This window comes from Phytoactinopolyspora halophila (genome assembly GCF_003287285.1).
GTDB classification, from domain to species: domain Bacteria; phylum Actinomycetota; class Actinomycetes; order Jiangellales; family Jiangellaceae; genus Phytoactinopolyspora_A; species Phytoactinopolyspora_A halophila.
The window spans coordinates 80740-97912 of record NZ_QMIG01000013.1 but is presented as its reverse complement, the minus strand read 5'-3'; the positions used below and the strand labels follow the sequence as shown (position 1 = coordinate 97912).

The following is a 17173-nucleotide window of genomic DNA, read 5'->3' as shown; positions in this document are numbered from 1 at the left end:
AACCTCCGCACATGCCCACTCGTCGACGCTCCTCATCCCGCGCCTCCGTGACGAGCCGGCCACGCCGGGCCGACGGACCGCGGCGGGACGCGGTGCGCACCTCTCCCATAACGAGGGAGGTGCCCATGTCGATCGTGCAGAACGCCAACGAGGTCGATGGCGCGGCAACGGAGGAATTCTTGGCCTCAAGTGAAGGACTAAGGACCGTGCTCACCGTTCTTGATCAGCTCGGTCCCGACGGCTGGCATACCCTGCCTGTGGCGAAAGTCCTGCTCGAACTCGCCCAGAAGCGGTTCGCACCGGTGGCCCAGGCATGGCACCGGCCACCTGAAGATGCGACCTACGCAGCGTTCCTGGCTATGCGAGGCCGCTCGGCCCGTACTGCCCGTGACCCCTGGGGCGTGGTGACCCGCGCGGTCGAGCTGGCCATGCAGGCCGAGACATACGGCGAGCGGCTACTGATCTCACCGGAGCGGGCCCGCCGCCCTGTTCATCGTCCTGCCGAGGCGCCGATGCGGGCGGGCGAGCACGAGGAGTTCCTGTACGACATCGTCGCGACTGAAGGCAGTGTCGCCGGCCGGTCCGATGATGGGGTCGAACGGCTGATCGCAACATGCGCAGCGTTCCTGGTTGTCGCCGGCTGGCCCCATGCTCGCGCGCGGCGGGTCGTCGAGTACGTGTCCATGCGCGCAGCCGACATGGGGTCGCGCGAATCGGCCTTGGATGCGCTCCGCCGTGACAACGTCACCCGCCTGCATCTCGGCCTGAGCCACTCCGCTTGGAACACCCTCGTGGGGCTACTCATCGGGGCGAAGCCGCGTGTCGGCTCCACCGCAACGCTCGGCGTGTTCGCTCGTGTCCTGCTGGGTGACCAGCTCGGCGACCTCCTGCGCGACACTGACCTTCTCGATCAGGCCCAGCTGACCTGCCCCGGAGGCAGCCATGACTGACGGGCGGCTCGATCTGAAGTACTCCGTCGACTCGATCAAACTCGGCCACACCTACCGCCAGGAGCTGGGCGACCTCGACGAGCTATGCCAGTCGATCCGCACCATCGGATTGCTACACCCGATCGTCATCAGCCCTGACGGGCTTCTCATCTCTGGACGTCGCCGACTCGAAGCGGTCAAGCGGCTGCGCTGGCGCCAGGTGCCGGTCTGGATCGCTACTCACATCTCTGACCGTCTGCGCACCGTGATGGCCGTCCAACACGAGAACACGATCCGTAAAGACCTCACACCCCTGGAAGCGGCCGAACTCTACGCGGAACTCAAGTCGCTCTACGCCGAAGAAGCCGCCCGCCGCCAGGCATCCACGCGGTTCGGCAGCCGGGAACACGGTGCCGTCGATTCGACGGCACCGCAAGACGCCCGCGTTCAGGCGGCCCGCGCGATCACCGGCCGCGACTCGCACGGCATGCTCGAACAGGTCCTCGAACTCAAACGCCTCGTCGACAGCGACGACATGCCGGAGTGGCTACGTACACAAACCGAACAGGCGCTAGCTGAGCTCAACGCCGACGGCAAAGTGCACGGCCGTTACCTTGCGATCACCACCGCCAAAGCCAGTCACGAACTGGAAGACGTCGCCACAGACCCTGCCGCCCCTGAACCGGCCCGCCACACCGCACAGACAGAGCTTGAACATCTTGCCGCCATCGATCACCCGGCGACCGCAGCCCGCGAAGCCAGGCGCGCGACCAGAAAGGTCCGCATGAGCGCTCAGGGCTGGAGCGACATCGAACCATCGACGCGTGACGCCCTCGCCGCACGCCGCCTCGCGACCCTGATCACACAGCACTACGGATGGTGGGACACCGTCTCACCCCAGGCCGTCGCCGAACACCTGACCGACGAGCAATGGAACATGCTGACTGCCTTCCACGAGGCCAGCACCACATTCATGCGCGCCGCGATCGACGCCCGCGCCGCACTCGACCGTCGCGACGGAGACATGCCAGCAGCCAGCTGAGCCCACCTCTCGGGTGAAACCTCCTCAACGCAGAAGGGCCATCACCCGTCATGAACCACCCCGCATGGGAACACGCGCACCCGCTATACCGACGTCGGCGTCTCGTCACCATCATCGTCACGGCTATCGTCGCCGCTGCCGTCGTCGGCATCGGTGTGTACGGGCTGATCACCGGCCCACCAGGCGAGCGCCCTTCACCGACGTCACCGGCCGCCGTTACAGCGCCGACCGAGGAAACTTCCACGCCGACACCCACCGCACCGTCGTGGCAGAACTTGCCGCCCCTACCGACGACGACCGATCCCATCAAGTACGCGCGGGCCATCGCCGACGCGCTGTTCACCTGGGACACGATGTCCGGCCTGTCGCCGGCTGAATACGCCAACGTCGTCCTGATTGACGCCGATCCATCCGGTGTGGAGACCCCCGGGCTACTCGCGGACCTGGACCACTACCTCCCCTCGGACAGCACCTGGCAACAGCTGCGCGAATACCAGACCCGGCAAACATTCACCATCCATGACGCCTTCGTCCCCGACTCATGGGAACAGATCGCCCGTGACGCCGCCGGAAAGATCCGCGACGGCACTGTGGCCATCACCATCGAAGGCACCCGTCACCGACACGGCATCTGGCACCACCGAGCCGAGCACTCCGTCCACGACGTGAGCTTCACCGTCTTCCTCGCCTGCCAGCCGGCGTTCCCCCGCTGCCACGCCCTGCGGCTCTCCGAAGTCAACAATCCGCTCACCTGACACGCGCGATCGGCAAGACGATGCTGAAGAAGGCACTGATCGGACTCGCCGCGCTGTTTCTCCTCGGACCGTCACTCGGCATACTCACCATCGCTGTCCTCATGAATCCCGCCGGGCAAGCGGCAGGCACTGGATGCCTCGACCTGCCCCGCGACGATGATCCGGGATTCCACGACGACGCGCCCATTCCCGACGAGGCGCTGCCCTGGATCGCCACCGCAGCGCAAACATGCCAAGAGCTGCCAAGCGTGTGGATCGCCGCAGTCATGTACCAGGAAAGCAGCTTCAACCCAGCCGCCTTCGCCACGGACATCAACGGCGGAACCTGGGGCCTGCTCCAAATCAACCAGCACATCTGGCGCTCCGTCTACGGCCCCGTGTCCAGCGACCGCAACAACAATGGCCTCTGGGACATCCTCGAACCCGACATCCATGCAGAGTACGGCGCCATCTACCTGTGCGACCTGCTCGACGACATCCGCACCACCCGGCAAACCCACCCTGAATGGCCCTCCACCCAAGAACTCACCGAGCTCGAAGCACTCGTCGTCGCGCACAACGCCGGCCCCGGCCGACTCGCCACTTACCCCGACATCCCCCAGATCACCCGCGACTACCTCAACAACATCCGCCAGCGCATGCGCGACTGGCCCGACCTCGACCACGACGACACGGACAACGCAGACAACGGCACCGATGAGCTTGATCTCGAACGCCCGCAGCCGCATCACGGTGCAGTGGTGTTTCCGCTACCCGATGGCACGTGGCGACTCACTTCACCGTTCGGGTGGCGAACCGACCCCACCAACCCGGACAGCCGCGAACTCCACCCCGGCGTCGACCTGGCCGCCGCCGACGGCACACCCATCTACGCCATCGCCGACGGCCACGTCACCCGCGCCGAAACCACCAGCAGTGGACTGGGGATCATCACCCTCATCCACACCATCCGCGGCGACACCATAGCCAGCGTGTACATGCACATGTGGGACTACGGCATCCATGTCCGGACCGGCCAGCATGTTCAAGCCGGGCAGCACATCGGCGACGTGGGCTCCTCCGGCCGCTCGACCGGGCCCCACCTGCACCTAGAAATCCGCCCTGGCGGACCGACTGCGGACGCCGTGGACCCCATGCCCTGGCTCGAACAGCACGGCGCCACCCACCCCGATTCAGATGAGACTGCCGATCCTGGCCACTGCCATCCCGACGTTGGCGGTGAGTTGCCGCCCGCGCCGCAGCCGTTCACCGGCACACCGGGCGGTCGTATCCCAGATCCGACCGGCACCGGTGGCTGGGTCACCCGCCAACTCGAACACCTCATCGCCGAAACCCGCCGCGCCTTCCCCAACGCCGGCTGGTCCTGCTGGGACCAACGCCCCGGCAGCGACTCCGACCATCCGCGCGGCCGGGCTTGCGATGTCACATTCGGCAACGCCATCGGCGAACACCCCACCGACGCCCAACGCACCGAAGGATGGCGCATGACCACCTGGCTACAAACCCACGCCAACGCCCTCTGGGTCGACTACCTCATCTGGGACGGCCTCATCTGGAGCCTGAACCGAGCTGATGAAGGCTGGCGCCCCTACGACGGCGGCGGCATGCACAACCCCGACGACGTCACAGGAGGCCATCACGACCATGTTCATTTGAGTGTCCGATAACAAGATCATCAGCGGAGAAAGCCCCATCGGTGGCGTCCGATAGGCAAGGATGCCGATACCGGGGTGTGCATTTAGATCATCCGGTTGAGGCGTCCTTTGTATCGCCTCCTGTGAACCACTGCTCACCGTCAAACTCCGGGGGACCTCCTGACATTTGCAGGGTCACGGGCCTCGGATTTGGCAGGTCGGTGGGCACATACTTTTCGTCGTCAGGATGATGAAAGAGCCATTCGCTCGCGCCTTGGACCGTATGGAAGTTGAAGAATTTCTCCATCTTGGCCGTGCCGTCCTGAACCCAGTCGGCCCTGCCCTGGTGGACCTTCTCAACCGGGACTCCCAGTTCAATCTGTGGCTCGACGCTGTTCATTAAGAGTCCGGCCTTGCGGGACAGCGGGAAGGTAATACCCCATGCCGTCATGAAGCCGACGCCCATCCCCCACTTGTCATTTGTGTGTGCAACGAGACCGACGGGGGCATCGGACAAAATAAGCGACCGCCGTTCAAACCGAACAAGCGACCACGGGCGCCCGACAAGGTACGGAATGAGTTTGCCGGAAAGGTCGAGCATCTGCTCGATATGCACCGTCTTGGGTCGCTTGACGGGCGGACCTTGAGGGCGGGTCATCTGCTCCCAAACCTCCTCAACGATGTCATCCGAAACCTCCAGACCGTGTTCCTCAAGTTGCTTCCTCAACCCTGTTTTGCCGCTCGCGCCAATCTGGAGACGAAGCATCTGTGCCGCTAGGTAGTCCATCGTGTTTCGTTGCACAGGCACTCGGGTGGCTTGGAGCGCGACGAAGTAGCCGAGCGTCATCCTGTCCTCGTGGCCTAGTGGCCACGAGCCTCCGGCGATCTTCTTGAAAACGGCCGCAGCCAGACCTTCGATCTCTGAGAGCGCCTTCTCAATCACGTCCGGGCCATCGGGATGCCCGTCGACCGCGTAGAAGTCCTTTGCCACGGCGGCGTCACCGACTGACTGGGGGAACCGCTGGTCCCCAGGAAGTCGGACCGTCGCAATTTTGCCCGCTTCAGAGAAGCCTTGAAGGTAGAACCGCGGCACCGTATGGTGCCGCCTGGCGACTGGGCGCGACTGGTTGTTCACCACGTCATTGTGCCCCGTCAGCATCTGTGCGCGGGAAGGACGTGCTGCGGGCCCGCGGACCAATTGGGTGCCCAGCTTCCATACAAGCCTCCTCCTCCGTCTCGCCGGTCCTAGCCGCACCTACAAACGTGAACATCGCGGCCCTTGGCAGTATCCGACTAAAGGCGATCAGCTCTACCGTCTTTCCCGACTTCGACGGTGTCGGTGGCTCTCGTGACCTGGCGGCAATCGTTGGTGGGCTGTTCACCGTCGGGCTCGTGGTCGCGGTCCTGATGCTGGTCATCTCTGCCGTGACTTGGGCGGTCTGTTCTGCTGCGGGTAACTACCAGGCGGCTGCCAGAGCGCGTACCGGGGCGTGGGTGTCGATCGGTGCTGCTGCTCTGACTGGCGCGGGTGTGGCGTGGACGAACTTCCTGATCGACCTCGGCTCCACGTTGTAGCCGACATTCGCCATCTGTCGTGTCCGGCGGCCTTGGCGCACCTGTGTGACAGCACCATTCAATCCGCCCGGTGGTTTGAAGGAGCGTCACTGATCATGTTGGAATCCCTCACGGCTGCTATCGACGCGTTCACCTCCGTCGTCGAAGCAGTACCAACGCAGATCAATATCAACCCGAACGAAAGTGGACTACCCGGAATCCGGGCGCTTCGGCGCATCGTCGGTGCGGTCATGACGATCGGGCTGGTGTTGTCGGTGCTGGCGTTGATCATCTCCGCGATCGTGTGGGGCTTCGGATCGAACTCGTCCAACCCGCACCTGGCTGGCCGGGGCAAGACCGGTGTGCTCATCTCCTGTGGCGCGGCGATCATCACGGGCGCATCAGTCACGTTGATCAATTTCTTCTGGGATGTCGGCCAGGGCATCTAGCCGGGTCCATCTCGTAGCCCCGCCTGAAGCCGTAGCTCTAGGAGACATGTGATGAGTGTCTGTGACGTGCCGGTGATCTCGACGGTGTGCAACGTCGCCGGTGAGGCAGCCGCCACGCTCGTATCGGCGCCATTCGACTGGCTCGCCGACGCGATCGGCCACGCAGCCGCATGGATGTTCGAAGGCGTCTGGACGATCTTCGACACCACGACGCTCGTCGACGTGACCTCCAGCGGGTATGTCGCGGTCTACAACATCCTGTTCGGCGTCGCCGTGTTCCTCATGCTGATCTTCTTCTGCCTGCAACTGATTACAGGGACGATCCGGCGAGACCCATCGGCCCTACAACGCGCCGGCCTGGGGCTCGCGAAATCCGTGCTTGGCTCGTTCCTGGTCATCACGATCACCGCGATGCTGCTGGAGATCGTGGACCAGCTGTGCGTCGGTATCGTGCAGGCGACCGGCACGAGCATGCAGGAGATGGGCGACCGCATCGCCGCCCTCGCGGCCGGGCTGACTGCCATCAACATAGCTATGCCTGGTGTCGGTGCGATCATCACGATCTTCCTCGCCGGGCTCGCCATCTCAGCCGCCGCGATCGTGTGGTTCTCGCTGCTGATTCGTAAGGCACTGCTGCTGGTGGCCATCGTGCTCGCCCCGATCGCGTTGTCAGGGCAATCGTGGGACGCCACCAAAGGCTGGTTCGGCAAGTGGGCAGCCTTCGTACTCGCGTTGATCTTCTCCAAGCTGGTGATCGTGGTCGTGTTCCTCGTCGCCATCAATCAGGTGTCGGCTCCCATAGATATCGATCTTGCCTCGATAGCTGATCCGATCGCGGGTGTCGTGTTGATGTTCGTGGCTGCGTTCGCGCCGTACATGACGTACAAGTTCATCAGCTTCGTCGGTTTCGACATGCACCACGCCATGTCCACAGAACAGGAAGCCAAGAGCGCCCTCAACCGGCCCGTGCCAGTCTCTGCCATGCCTAACACCGACGCGGCGACGAAGGTCCTGAGCGACACCGGCGGTGGCCACAAGTCCAGCGGCAGTGGCGAAGGAACGGCCACACCCGCACAGACGCGGACTCAGCCGATCTCGCCAGCTGCCGACGGCGCAGGCGGCGATAGCGATAGCGGCCCAACGCCCACGGCCGACGCCGACCCGCCGACACAGAGCCGGCAATCCCGTCCGACAGACACCGGGCACGAACGTTCACCGGATGCGAGTGACGCGGCGGGCGAGAAGACGCCCATGGGCAGCAGCGCGGGTGCGGTGAAGGCTTCCGGAGCTGCGGCGGCCGCGGGAGGGGCCGCGCCTGCCGTCGCCGGTGGGGCCCAGGCGGCTGAGGCCGGACACGAGGCTGGCTCGAAGGCCGGTTCCGCTGCGGATACACACATCGACGCGTCCCAGCAGGCGGACCGCCCACACAGCAACGAGGCGACGACCAAGCAGGATCCAGCCGGACCGTCCTCGCCATCCGGGCCAGAACCGGTGCGCCCCGGACAAGCAAGCCCTGACGTCAGCAGCCGGCCCGACTCGGCACCGGTGGTGGAAGGCGAGAGTCCGCCCCCTGCGTCGGCGCCGCCGCAGCCAACAGCACCGGTCAAAGAGGACGCCACGCCGGTGAAGCCTTCGAGCACGCCGGATGACAACAGCACGTAGGACGCGTGTACGAAGACCACTTGGGTCAGTCCGGGAGACCGGGCGCTATTGCCTACCTATCTGGTGCAAGGCACCTCCGTTCGAACCTCGAAGGGCAGTCCATGTCCAACGACTCCAACCGGAACGACGCCGAGCTTGCCCCGGTGAAGTTCTCCCGCCTGACCCGCCGCGGTCTGATCCTCGGGCTATCCGTCTCGCAGGTCATCTCGGTGGCGCTCACGGCCACCGTCGCCGTGGCTGGGTTGTACGTGGCAGGCGGTGCAGGACTGCTCTGGGTCTCCCCCATCTGGCTCTCAGCATTGGTGGTCACCTGGACGCCTGTCGGTGGGCGGAAGATTGTCGAGTGGATTCCACTCCTCACGCACTGGCTGCTACGCGTTCTTGCCCGGCAGCTGGTGTATCGCCGCAGGATCGTCAAACCCCGCCCCGCTGGCACGCTCGCGCTGCCCGGGGACGCCGCCGCACTGCGGGAATACCACGATCCGGAAACCGACACGGTAATGATCCACGACCCGCATCAGCGGACGCTGACCGCGATCCTGCACGTGTCTCACCCCTCGTTTGTGCTGCTCGACCCTGGTGAGCAGCAACGCCGGGTGACCGGGTGGGGCCGCGTGCTCGCCACCTGCTGCCGGTCCGGACGGATCGCTCGCATCCAGGTGCTGGAGCGCACACTGCCGGACTCCGGCACAGGCCTGGCACAGTGGTGGTCACGTCACGGCGTGAGCGACGACTCGTGGGTATCCACCACCTACCAGCAGCTGATCGAACGAGCCGGGCCGGCCGGTGAACGCCACGCCACCACGATCTCGCTCGCCCTGGACATGAAAGCCGCCGCCCGCGCCATCCGCACCGCCGGCGGCGGGATACGCGGCGCCGCACACATCCTGCGTCAAGAGATGAACACGTTCACCACCGCGCTCCGGTCGGCAGACCTGAAACCATCGGCCTGGTATACGCCCGGTGACCTCGCGATCGCGTTGCGCTCCGCCTACGACCCGAGCATCGCAGCAACGCTGGAACGTGCCGGAGACCTTGGCCACGACCTGGCCACCGCCGGCCCAGTGGCGGTCGAGGAATCGTGGGACAGCCTGCGCTCGGACAGCGCGGTGCATGCGGTCTTGTGGGTATCTGAATGGCCCCGCTCGCAGGTCTACCCGGGGTTCCTCTCCCCAGTGTTGCTCACGTCTGGCGTTCGGCGCTCGTTTTCGCTGCTGTGCCACCCCGTCCCCGCCGATCAGGCCGCCCGCGACATCCGGCGACGAAAGACCGAGCACATCTCCGATGCCGCCCAACGCGCCAAACTCGGCCAGATCGAAGACGCCCACCAGACCGCCGAATATCACGACGTGCTGCAGCAGGAGGCCGACCTCACCGCCGGGCACGGCGTTGTACGCTACACCGGCCTGATCGCCGTCTCAGCGGCCACCCCCGACGAACTCGACGCTGCCGTCGCCGAAATCGAACAGGCCGCCATCCAAGCCTCCTGCGAAACCCGCCGCCTCGTCGGCCAGCAAGCACAGGCTTTCACAGCGGCCGGCCTGCCTCTTTGCCGAGGCATCTGAGCATCCCTCCCATGCCGAAAGGGTTCGTGATGGCGACATTCAATGATCCGAAAACCGACGCTGCGGAAGCCGCACACGCGTTGCGTGGCCTTGCCCACGCCAGCCGCACACTCACTGATCCGGATGCGAGCTACGACATACTCGGCGCTCTCGCTGCCGGTCTGCGATCCCTGCAACAGTCACTTGAGCAGCTCGCCGCGTGGCATGAGCGGCACGCCGGACACGCCGCTACCGATGACGGAGACCGGATAGCCGGGCACCGCAACGCGCAAGCAGCCGCCGCCCATCTGCGCGACGCCGCCTCGTTCGTCGGATTCGCCTGCGGTGAGGTCGATCACGCACACAACCGCAACAGCGGCATCGCCTGGGACCGGACGGCATCGGCGTCCCGAAGCCGTCACGTCTCGTCGGCCACTCCCGCTGCCACGGCCAACCCATTGAACCCAGCGGAGCGCGACGGTATGGAGCGCTAAATACCAACGTTGCACCCCCTCCAGGTCGCCGGGAAGGAAGGTTTGGCCATGCCGCAGAGTCCGGAGAAGAAGGTCCACGCCACCGTGCTCATCGGGCCCGCCAAGGAGCGACGCCGCTACCGAAGGGCACGCCGACGCGCGGCCTCACAGATCCACGCCGACGCAGCCGCCGCACGCCGGGCTGAAGCGAAAGCCCTCGTCGACGCCGAGCGGGCCGAAAAACGCAACACCCCTCTCCTTCCTCCGAGCGGGGAGTCAGGCCCGGCAGCCTTGCGGACGTACCGGCGGTTGCGGATTCCGCTGCATCAGGACACCTCAGCCACGTTGTCAGGTGCCTACCCGTTCCTCGCCGAAGGAGGCCTGGGCAGCGAAGGCGTCTTCGTCGGCCAGGATCTCTTCTCCGGCAGCTCCTTCGTCTACGACCCGTGGGTGCTCTACGAGCACGGCGTGATCACCGCACCGAACGTGGTACTGGCCGGCATCGTAGGGTCTGGCAAGTCATCGCTCGCCAAGAGCTTGTACACCCGCTCGCTCGGGTTCGGCCGCCGCGTCTACATCCCAGGCGACCCGAAAGGTGAACACACCGCCATCGCCCACGCTGTCGGCGGGCACGCCATCGTCCTCGGACACGGCCTACCCAACCGGCTCAACCCGCTGGACGAGGGACACCGCCCGTCCGGTCTGTCCGGCACCGAATGGGCCACCATCGTGGCCTCTAGACGCCGCTCCCTCATCGGCGCCCTCGCCGAAACCGTCCTCGAACGGCCACTCAGCCCGCTCGAACACACCGCCATCGACACCGCCCTCACATCCACACTGGCCGCCGCCGAGGTGCCGATTCTGCCTATGGTCGTTGACCGCATCCTCAACCCCGACCATGGCACCGACGCCAGTCTCGCCGACGACGGACGCATCGTCGGACACGCGTTGCGCCGTCTCGTCGCCGGTGACCTCGCCGGCCTGTTCGACGGCCCATCAACCGTCACCTTCGATCCGACAGCACCGATGATCACCCTCGACCTCTCCCGGGTCGTGGAGAACTCCACCCTGGTCTCCGTGCTGATGACCTGCGCATCGGCCTGGATGGAATCAGCGCTGCTCGACCCGCACGGAGGACAACGCTGGGTCGTGTACGACGAAGCGTGGCGGCTCATGATGCACCCGGCCCTGCTGCGCCGCATGGACGCCCACTGGAGGTTGGCGCGGCACTACGGCATCGCCAACCTGTTGATCTTCCACAAGCTCACCGACCTGGACAACGTTGGCGACGCTGGCACCGCCGCACGAGCGCTGGCGTCCTCCCTACTGGCCAACGCCGAAACACGGATCATCTACCGGCAGGAAGCCGACCAGCTCGGCGCCACCGCCACCGCGCTCGGTCTCACCCGCACCGAACAGAAACTGCTCCCGACACTCGGCACCGGGCAAGGCCTCTGGAGAATCAAAGAACGATCATTCGTGATCCAGCACCAACTGCACCCCGACGAACTCGCGACGTTCGACACCACCTCGAGAATGGTCGCGCGGTGAGACACCAACAGCGGGCCGACCCGGTAGATGTGGCGGGCGTGCCGGTCATCCTGCCACAACTGATCGTTCAGCCAGCCGCTGCGTCGGAGGGGTACACGGTCACGTTGAACGGCCAGCCGGTCTCCGACGACCCTGTCCCCGGTGCTGAGCTCGGCCGCGCTGTGGCATCAGTGGTCGAGCGAGCCGGGACCGCAGTCCGGGTCGAGGTACACGACGCCGACGGCGGCATCTACGCCGACATCGTCTACCCGCCTCTGCCCGATCTCCGCGAGCTTGAGTCTTCCGGCCACGGTGATGGTGAGGATGGCTCCGATGCCCGCCACTGCGGATTCATTCCCGGCGAGGAGGTACTCATCGCGACCGTGGAGCGTATCGAGCATGCCAACGACGACGGCGTCCTCGAACTCCGGATCAGCCCTCAGCCGACCGACTCCACGATCGTCGTCGGATCCGTATCCGGAACCACCATCGTGAACCGCTCGCCCGAGTAACGCCCTCCGAGTAGGGCCGCTACCATCCGGCGGGCAGCGCGCACCTGACCGGTGTGACCCGATCTCCCAGTCCTCACGACCACCAAGCAGCCACCGTCGGCCTCGCCCTGCTCGCCGCGAGCGCCGGGTTAGCAGCCGTGCTCAGGAGCGCTGGCGATATCACGGCCGTGCTCACCGGGAAACCACAACCGGCCACGAGCCTCACGAGCAGTCTCAGCGTGCTGACCCGTCCTCTCGACGTCGGAACAGCGCTCGGCACACCGGACCTCAACTCGGTCGTCTACTGGGCCGTCGTCGCCGCCATCCTCACTATCCTGACGGCCGCAGCGGTCGTGGTATGGCGTGCCGCGCAGACCAGGCACCAGGGCAAGGTCACCGACCCACACCGGCTCGTGGGCACAGCCAGCCGCGCCGACGTCGCCCGGGCCGCCTCGGCCCGGGTACTGCTGAAACGAGCGGGGACGCTGCGGCCGTCGCTGACCAGACCGGAACCTGCCGATGTCGGCTACCTGCTCGGCACGGCCCACGGCCGACCCGTGTGGGCCACGGTCGAAGACTCGATCCTGCTCATCGGCCCCCCACGTTCCGGCAAAGGGCTGCATCTGGTGATCAACGCGATCCTCGACGCGCCCGGCCCGGTCATCACGACCTCGACCCGGCCGGACAACCTCACCGCAACCCTCGCCGCGCGTCAGCGCCACGGCCCGGTGGCGGTGTTCGACCCCCAGCAGCTCGCGCCCGGCGTTCCCGCCGGGCTGCGCTGGTCCCCCGTCCGCGGCTGCGACAACCCGCTCACCGCCATGATCCGAGCCACCGGGCTGGCCTCATCTACCAACTACTCCAGCGTCACCGGAGGCGACTTCTGGCAAGGCAAAACCACTACCGCCATCCAAGCGCTCCTGCACGCCGCCGCCCTCGACGGCCGCGACGCCGCCAGCTTGTACCAATGGGCGCTCAACCCCACGATCGCCGGCGACGCGGTGCGCATCCTGCAGTCGAATCCACGCGCCGCCACCGGCTGGGCCGATTCACTGGAAGCGATGCTGCAAGCCGACCCCAAAACCCGCGACTCAATCTGGCACGGCGTCTCCCTCGCCTTCGCCGCCCTGGCCGATCCCCGCGTCCTCAACGCCGTCACACCACGCGCCGGTGAGGTGTTCGACCCCGAAACGTTCCTGCGCGACAACGGCACCCTCTACCTGCTCGCCACCGGCGCCGGAGCCGGCGCCTCAGCTAGCCTGGTCGCCGCCCTGATCGAAGACCTCGTCGAAACCGCACGCACACTCGCCGCCCGCTCCCCCGGCACCCGGCTCGATCCACCGCTACTGCTCGCCCTGGACGAGATCGGCAACCTCGCACCGCTGCCGTCCCTGCCGACCCTGATGGCCGAAGGGGGCGGTACCGGCATCACCACCCTGCCGGTCCTGCAATCACTGGCCCAGGCCCGCGAGAAATGGGGCGACAACGCCGCGAACGCCATCTGGGACGCCGCCATCGTCAAAATCGTCCTCGGCGGGGCGTCCAACAGCCGCGACCTGCAAGACCTCTGCACCCTCATCGGCGAACGCGACGAGACCACCGACTCCACCACCATCGACCACCACGGCGCACGATCAACCCAACGCTCAGTCCGCCGGGTCCCGGTCATGCCCCCGGACGTGCTGCGCACCCTGCCCTTCGGCACCGGCGTCACCCTCCTGCGTACCGCACGGCCGATCATCACCACCCTGCGCCCATGGACAAAGCGGGAAGACGCCGACCATCTCGCTAAAGACCGCGAGAACCTCGAACGGCGACTGCGCGACGCCGCCTAGAACGCGCGGCCACGCGACGCACCTGACCGGTACACCCGGCCCTGCCGGGTCGCCCGGTCATTTATCGGTCAGGAGGTAGCCGTGGCTATCAAGACAACCCAAGCGATCAACGGTTTCGTCGCCGCCGAACCCCGACTCAGCTTCAACGACGACGGCCAAGCCCGCCTGTACGTGCGCATCGGCATCAACCACTTCGAACGCCACGACGACGGCACATTCCGCAAACTCGACCCCACCTACCACAACCTCGTCCAATTCGGCCAAGGCGCAGAACGCTCATACGAACGCTTCCGCCGCGGCGACGACATCGTCGCCCAAGGCTACGTCCGCCAATACACCCGCAACGTGGACGGAGAAGAACGCACCGACGAACAGTTCGTCGCCAAACGTCTCGTCCACGACCCGAACACCACCACGTATGAGGTCCAGCGCAAGGCCCCTGCCCGTGAACGAGACAGCGGCCGAACAGGACCCGACGGCGCGCGTGGGGCCGCGGCACCCGCGTCGCCCGCATCGACACCTCGCGACGCCGATGTCACGCGGAACAACACGACGCGAACGAACGCGGCCGAACCCGTCAGCCCTCCACCACCGCCCAGCCCACCAGCCGTGACCCGCTGAGCAGGAGACACCACGATGCGCGACTTCAACACGCCCGACCGCACAGACGACCACGCACACGACGCGTCCCTGGACTTCGTGCCCGACATGGACGAACCCGACATGGTCACCGCCGAACCGCTCAACCCCACCAGCCACGACGCCGACATCGACGACGAGGTCGACGCACTATTCCACGACGCCTACGGCCTACCACTGCACCCCGTGAACTGGCGCACCCTCACCGCCGACGAAGCCGAAACCGAATGGCACGCCCTCAACGACTGGGTCAACTGGCTCCGCCGCGAATTCGGCCTCCCCGCCTCGATCATCCCGCCCTACTGGCACCGCCACCCCGAACTCGTCTGGGAACTCTCCGCCCTGCACCTCAAATGGCTCGGCGCCTACGACCCCCACCAAGACCCCGCCGCACCACTGGCCTGGATGGTCGACTTTCGCGCCGCCCGCGAACGCCTCCGCGAATGGGTCACCATCTCCGGCACCCGCCTCGACCGCGACCGGCCAACCCGCCAAACCACCTGGCCCGGCGAACCCTCACCTGACGAACCAGCCGAAACACGCATCACCAACCGGGAGCAAGACTTCGCCCAGTTCGTCAACGAAGACCTCAGCCGCCGAGCCAGCGCAGCGGCCTTCCTTCACGGTGACATCGCGGAGCCGTGAACAGATACCGGTCGCCCAGCGCCCATGAGGGGCGGCCGCGGGAACCTGAAACGGCGTGATTCCCATGGTCGGCCAACATACAACTCGGACAACGCTCCATGAACCACCAAAACTTGTTGTCGACACGCCGCCCGACTGGAAACCACCAGCCGAAGCGGCCAGGATCATACTGAAGATACTCAGAAACGTCCGCGCCCGGCAGGCAGCCAGACGGGACGGAAACACAACAGGTCTCACCGTGGAGCGAGGATGCGATTCGCCTTCTACGGCCGATGCTCAACCGAAGACGCCCAAGACCCAGAGTCCAGCCGTGGTTGGCAAGTCCGACGCGCACAACAGCTCATCGACCCCCACGGCGGCGAGATAGTCGCCGAGTACTTCGATATCGGCCAATCACGTTCGTTGCCGTGGAAACGACGCGCCGAGGCGTCACGGTTACTCGACGACATCACCAACCCGGCTCGACCGTTCACCGAACTCGTGATCGGCGAACCGCAACGCGCCTTCTACGGCGCACAGTTCGCGCTGACATTCCCCGTGCTCACGCACCACGGAGTCAGTCTCTGGGTGCCGGAGGTCGGCGGTCGCATCGACCCCGGCAGCGAAGGACACGACCTGGTGATGGCTCTGTTCGGTGGAATGTCCAAGGGCGAACGGATGCGCATCCAAAAACGCGTCAAAGACGCCATGGCCAACCTCGCCGAAACCACCGATCGACACCTCGCCGGCCGGCCACCCTACGGCTACCAACTCGTTGACGCCGGCGAGCATCCCAACCCCGCCAAAGCCGCCCTAGGGCAACGACTGCGACGGCTGGAACCAGACCCAGTGACCGCCACCGTGGTCAAGGAGATCTTCACGATGTACCGCAGCGGCATGGGGTTGCGTGCCATCGCGCAGCACCTCACCGATGTCGGTCATCCCTCCCCTTCGCAGCACGACCCACGACGCAACCCGCACCGGGACCAGAGAGGCTGGGCACACTCCGCCGTCCGCGCCATTCTGGTCAACCCCGTCTACACCGGTGTTCGGGTCTGGGGCAAGCAGGAAAAGTTCGAAGCACTCGTCGACCCCGACGACGTCGCTGCGGGCTACCAGACGAAGATGCGCTGGCGGCGCCGCGACAGCTGGAGCATGCCCGACCACAAGTCTCACGAACCACTCGTTGATGACGATCTCTTCACCGCCGTGCAGACTCGAATCGCCAGTAGAAGCAAACCGGGCACCACAAGAGCAATGCCGGCCAAGCGTTCTTACGCGCTCTCGGGCCTGCTGTTCTGCGGTCAGTGCGGTCTACGGATGCAGGCGGGCTACCACAAATCACGCCATGCCAACGGTCGTGGCTGGAAGATGTACCGGTGCATTCCCGGAAGACGACGGTCGATCACACCAGACATGACGGGCCACCCGTCCAGCCTGTACGTCCGCGAAGACGAGATCATCTCCAAGCTCGATCCGTGGCTCGCTACGCTTGCCAGCCCAGAATGGCTCCACGCGGCACAAGAACCGAGCGCGACCCACGACGCCCATATCGCATCACTTCGCAAACAGATCGCAGACCGAGAACGCAAGATCCGCAACCTCGTTGATGCCATCGAAGAGGCCTCCGGCGACATGGCCCTCCTCACCGAGAAGCTCGCCCAGCGCACCCATGAACGCGATCACCTCAAAGAAGAGCTCCGGCGCGCCACCCAGAAGAGGACCGCCGCGGATCAAGAGATCGAAGAACTCATCGCCCACGTGGGCGGAATCACATCGGCATTGGCCGAAGCCACACCTGAAGAACGAGCCGAACTCTACCCGTCGCTGGGTCTCAAGCTCACGTATAACGCCGACCCACGCCAGGTCAACGTAGAAGTTGACCTGGCGCGTGTGGCATGGGCGTGTCCGAGGGGGGACTTGAACCCCCACCCCCTTGACGGGGACTAGCACCTCAAGCTAGCGCGTCTGCCTATTCCGCCACCCGGACAAAGTGTCGGCGCTCGTGCGCC

The 17173-nt window shown here is 65.7% G+C and carries 16 protein-coding genes, 1 tRNA gene and 1 pseudogene; 15 read left to right on the top strand and 3 right to left on the bottom strand.

The genetic code is table 11. From position 1 onward, the window contains the following. The first annotated feature begins 125 nt into the window (after positions 1-125). From DPM12_RS13120 to DPM12_RS13105, 4 genes are read left to right on the top strand one after another with little or no spacing between them, the layout of a single operon-like run. Positions 126-950: a hypothetical protein gene (locus DPM12_RS13120; RefSeq protein ID WP_112258771.1), complete on the top strand. Its 825-nt coding sequence runs from the start codon at positions 126-128 to the stop codon at positions 948-950. Beyond that, the gene (locus DPM12_RS13115) at positions 943-1971 is read left to right on the top strand and encodes a ParB/RepB/Spo0J family partition protein (RefSeq protein WP_112258770.1); all 1029 of its coding nucleotides are present in this window, start codon (positions 943-945) and stop codon (positions 1969-1971) included. Before DPM12_RS13120 ends, DPM12_RS13115 begins: the two co-directional genes overlap by 8 nt. 50 nt (positions 1972-2021) lie before the next feature. Beyond that, positions 2022-2726 carry a hypothetical protein gene (locus DPM12_RS13110; RefSeq protein WP_112258769.1) on the top strand — a complete coding sequence of 235 codons (705 nt, stop codon included), beginning with the start codon at positions 2022-2024 and terminating at the stop codon, positions 2724-2726. 20 nt (positions 2727-2746) lie between these two features. After that, positions 2747-4393 (top strand): peptidoglycan DD-metalloendopeptidase family protein, encoded by a 1647-nt coding sequence (locus tag DPM12_RS13105; RefSeq protein WP_112258768.1) that lies wholly within the window; start codon positions 2747-2749, stop codon positions 4391-4393. Between the two features lie 76 nt (positions 4394-4469). Here the strand turns inward: DPM12_RS13105 and DPM12_RS13100 are convergent, their stop codons facing one another. Then, positions 4470-5495 (bottom strand): DUF4238 domain-containing protein, encoded by a 1026-nt coding sequence (locus DPM12_RS13100; protein WP_158542883.1) that lies wholly within the window; start codon positions 5493-5495, stop codon positions 4470-4472. A gap of 128 nt (positions 5496-5623) precedes the next feature. On the opposite strand from DPM12_RS13100, the gene DPM12_RS13095 reads away from it, so the two are divergent. The 11 genes and pseudogenes from DPM12_RS13095 to DPM12_RS24300 all read left to right on the top strand — a co-directional run. Further along, positions 5624-5935, top strand: coding sequence for a DUF6112 family protein (locus DPM12_RS13095; RefSeq protein ID WP_245951267.1), 312 nt, complete (start codon positions 5624-5626; stop codon positions 5933-5935). A 95-nt stretch (positions 5936-6030) separates the two neighbouring features. Continuing rightward, complete coding sequence (locus DPM12_RS13090) at positions 6031-6363, top strand: DUF6112 family protein (protein ID WP_170313699.1); 333 nt, start codon at positions 6031-6033, stop codon at positions 6361-6363. A 51-nt stretch (positions 6364-6414) separates the two neighbouring features. Then, positions 6415-8025, top strand: a complete 1611-nt coding sequence (locus tag DPM12_RS13085) for a conjugal transfer protein TrbL (RefSeq protein ID WP_211658943.1) — start codon at positions 6415-6417, stop codon at positions 8023-8025. Between the two features lie 101 nt (positions 8026-8126). Further along, entirely contained in the window at positions 8127-9590 is a 1464-nt protein-coding gene (locus DPM12_RS13080; protein ID WP_112258766.1) for an SCO6880 family protein, read from the top strand. A 29-nt stretch (positions 9591-9619) separates the two neighbouring features. Further along, positions 9620-10063 (top strand): hypothetical protein, encoded by a 444-nt coding sequence (locus DPM12_RS13075; protein WP_123788444.1) that lies wholly within the window; start codon positions 9620-9622, stop codon positions 10061-10063. 48 nt (positions 10064-10111) lie between these two features. Then, a complete protein-coding gene (locus tag DPM12_RS13070) occupies positions 10112-11593 on the top strand; it encodes a TraC family protein (RefSeq protein ID WP_112258764.1) in 1482 nt (493 codons plus the stop codon). Next, positions 11590-12084, top strand: a complete 495-nt coding sequence (locus tag DPM12_RS13065; protein WP_123788443.1) for a hypothetical protein — start codon at positions 11590-11592, stop codon at positions 12082-12084. Before DPM12_RS13070 ends, DPM12_RS13065 begins: the two co-directional genes overlap by 4 nt. Before the next feature lie 53 nt (positions 12085-12137). Beyond that, positions 12138-13898, top strand: a complete 1761-nt coding sequence (locus DPM12_RS13060) for a type IV secretory system conjugative DNA transfer family protein (protein WP_112258762.1) — start codon at positions 12138-12140, stop codon at positions 13896-13898. Between the two features lie 81 nt (positions 13899-13979). Beyond that, positions 13980-14519 carry a single-stranded DNA-binding protein gene (locus tag DPM12_RS13055; RefSeq protein WP_112258761.1) on the top strand — a complete coding sequence of 180 codons (540 nt, stop codon included), beginning with the start codon at positions 13980-13982 and terminating at the stop codon, positions 14517-14519. A gap of 15 nt (positions 14520-14534) precedes the next feature. Beyond that, positions 14535-15182 carry a hypothetical protein gene (locus DPM12_RS13050; protein ID WP_211658941.1) on the top strand — a complete coding sequence of 216 codons (648 nt, stop codon included), beginning with the start codon at positions 14535-14537 and terminating at the stop codon, positions 15180-15182. Positions 15183-15431: 249 nt separating this feature from the next. Further along, positions 15432-16562 (top strand): annotated as a pseudogene (locus tag DPM12_RS24300) (recombinase family protein); the annotation flags it as partial. A gap of 156 nt (positions 16563-16718) precedes the next feature. On the opposite strand, the gene DPM12_RS23915 reads toward DPM12_RS24300, so the two are convergent. Continuing rightward, on the bottom strand, positions 16719-16922 hold the full coding sequence (locus tag DPM12_RS23915) for a hypothetical protein (RefSeq protein ID WP_245951265.1): 204 nt from the start codon (positions 16920-16922) through the stop codon (positions 16719-16721). A gap of 144 nt (positions 16923-17066) precedes the next feature. Next, positions 17067-17151 (bottom strand) — tRNA-Leu (locus DPM12_RS13040). Between the last annotated feature and the right edge of the window lie 22 nt (positions 17152-17173).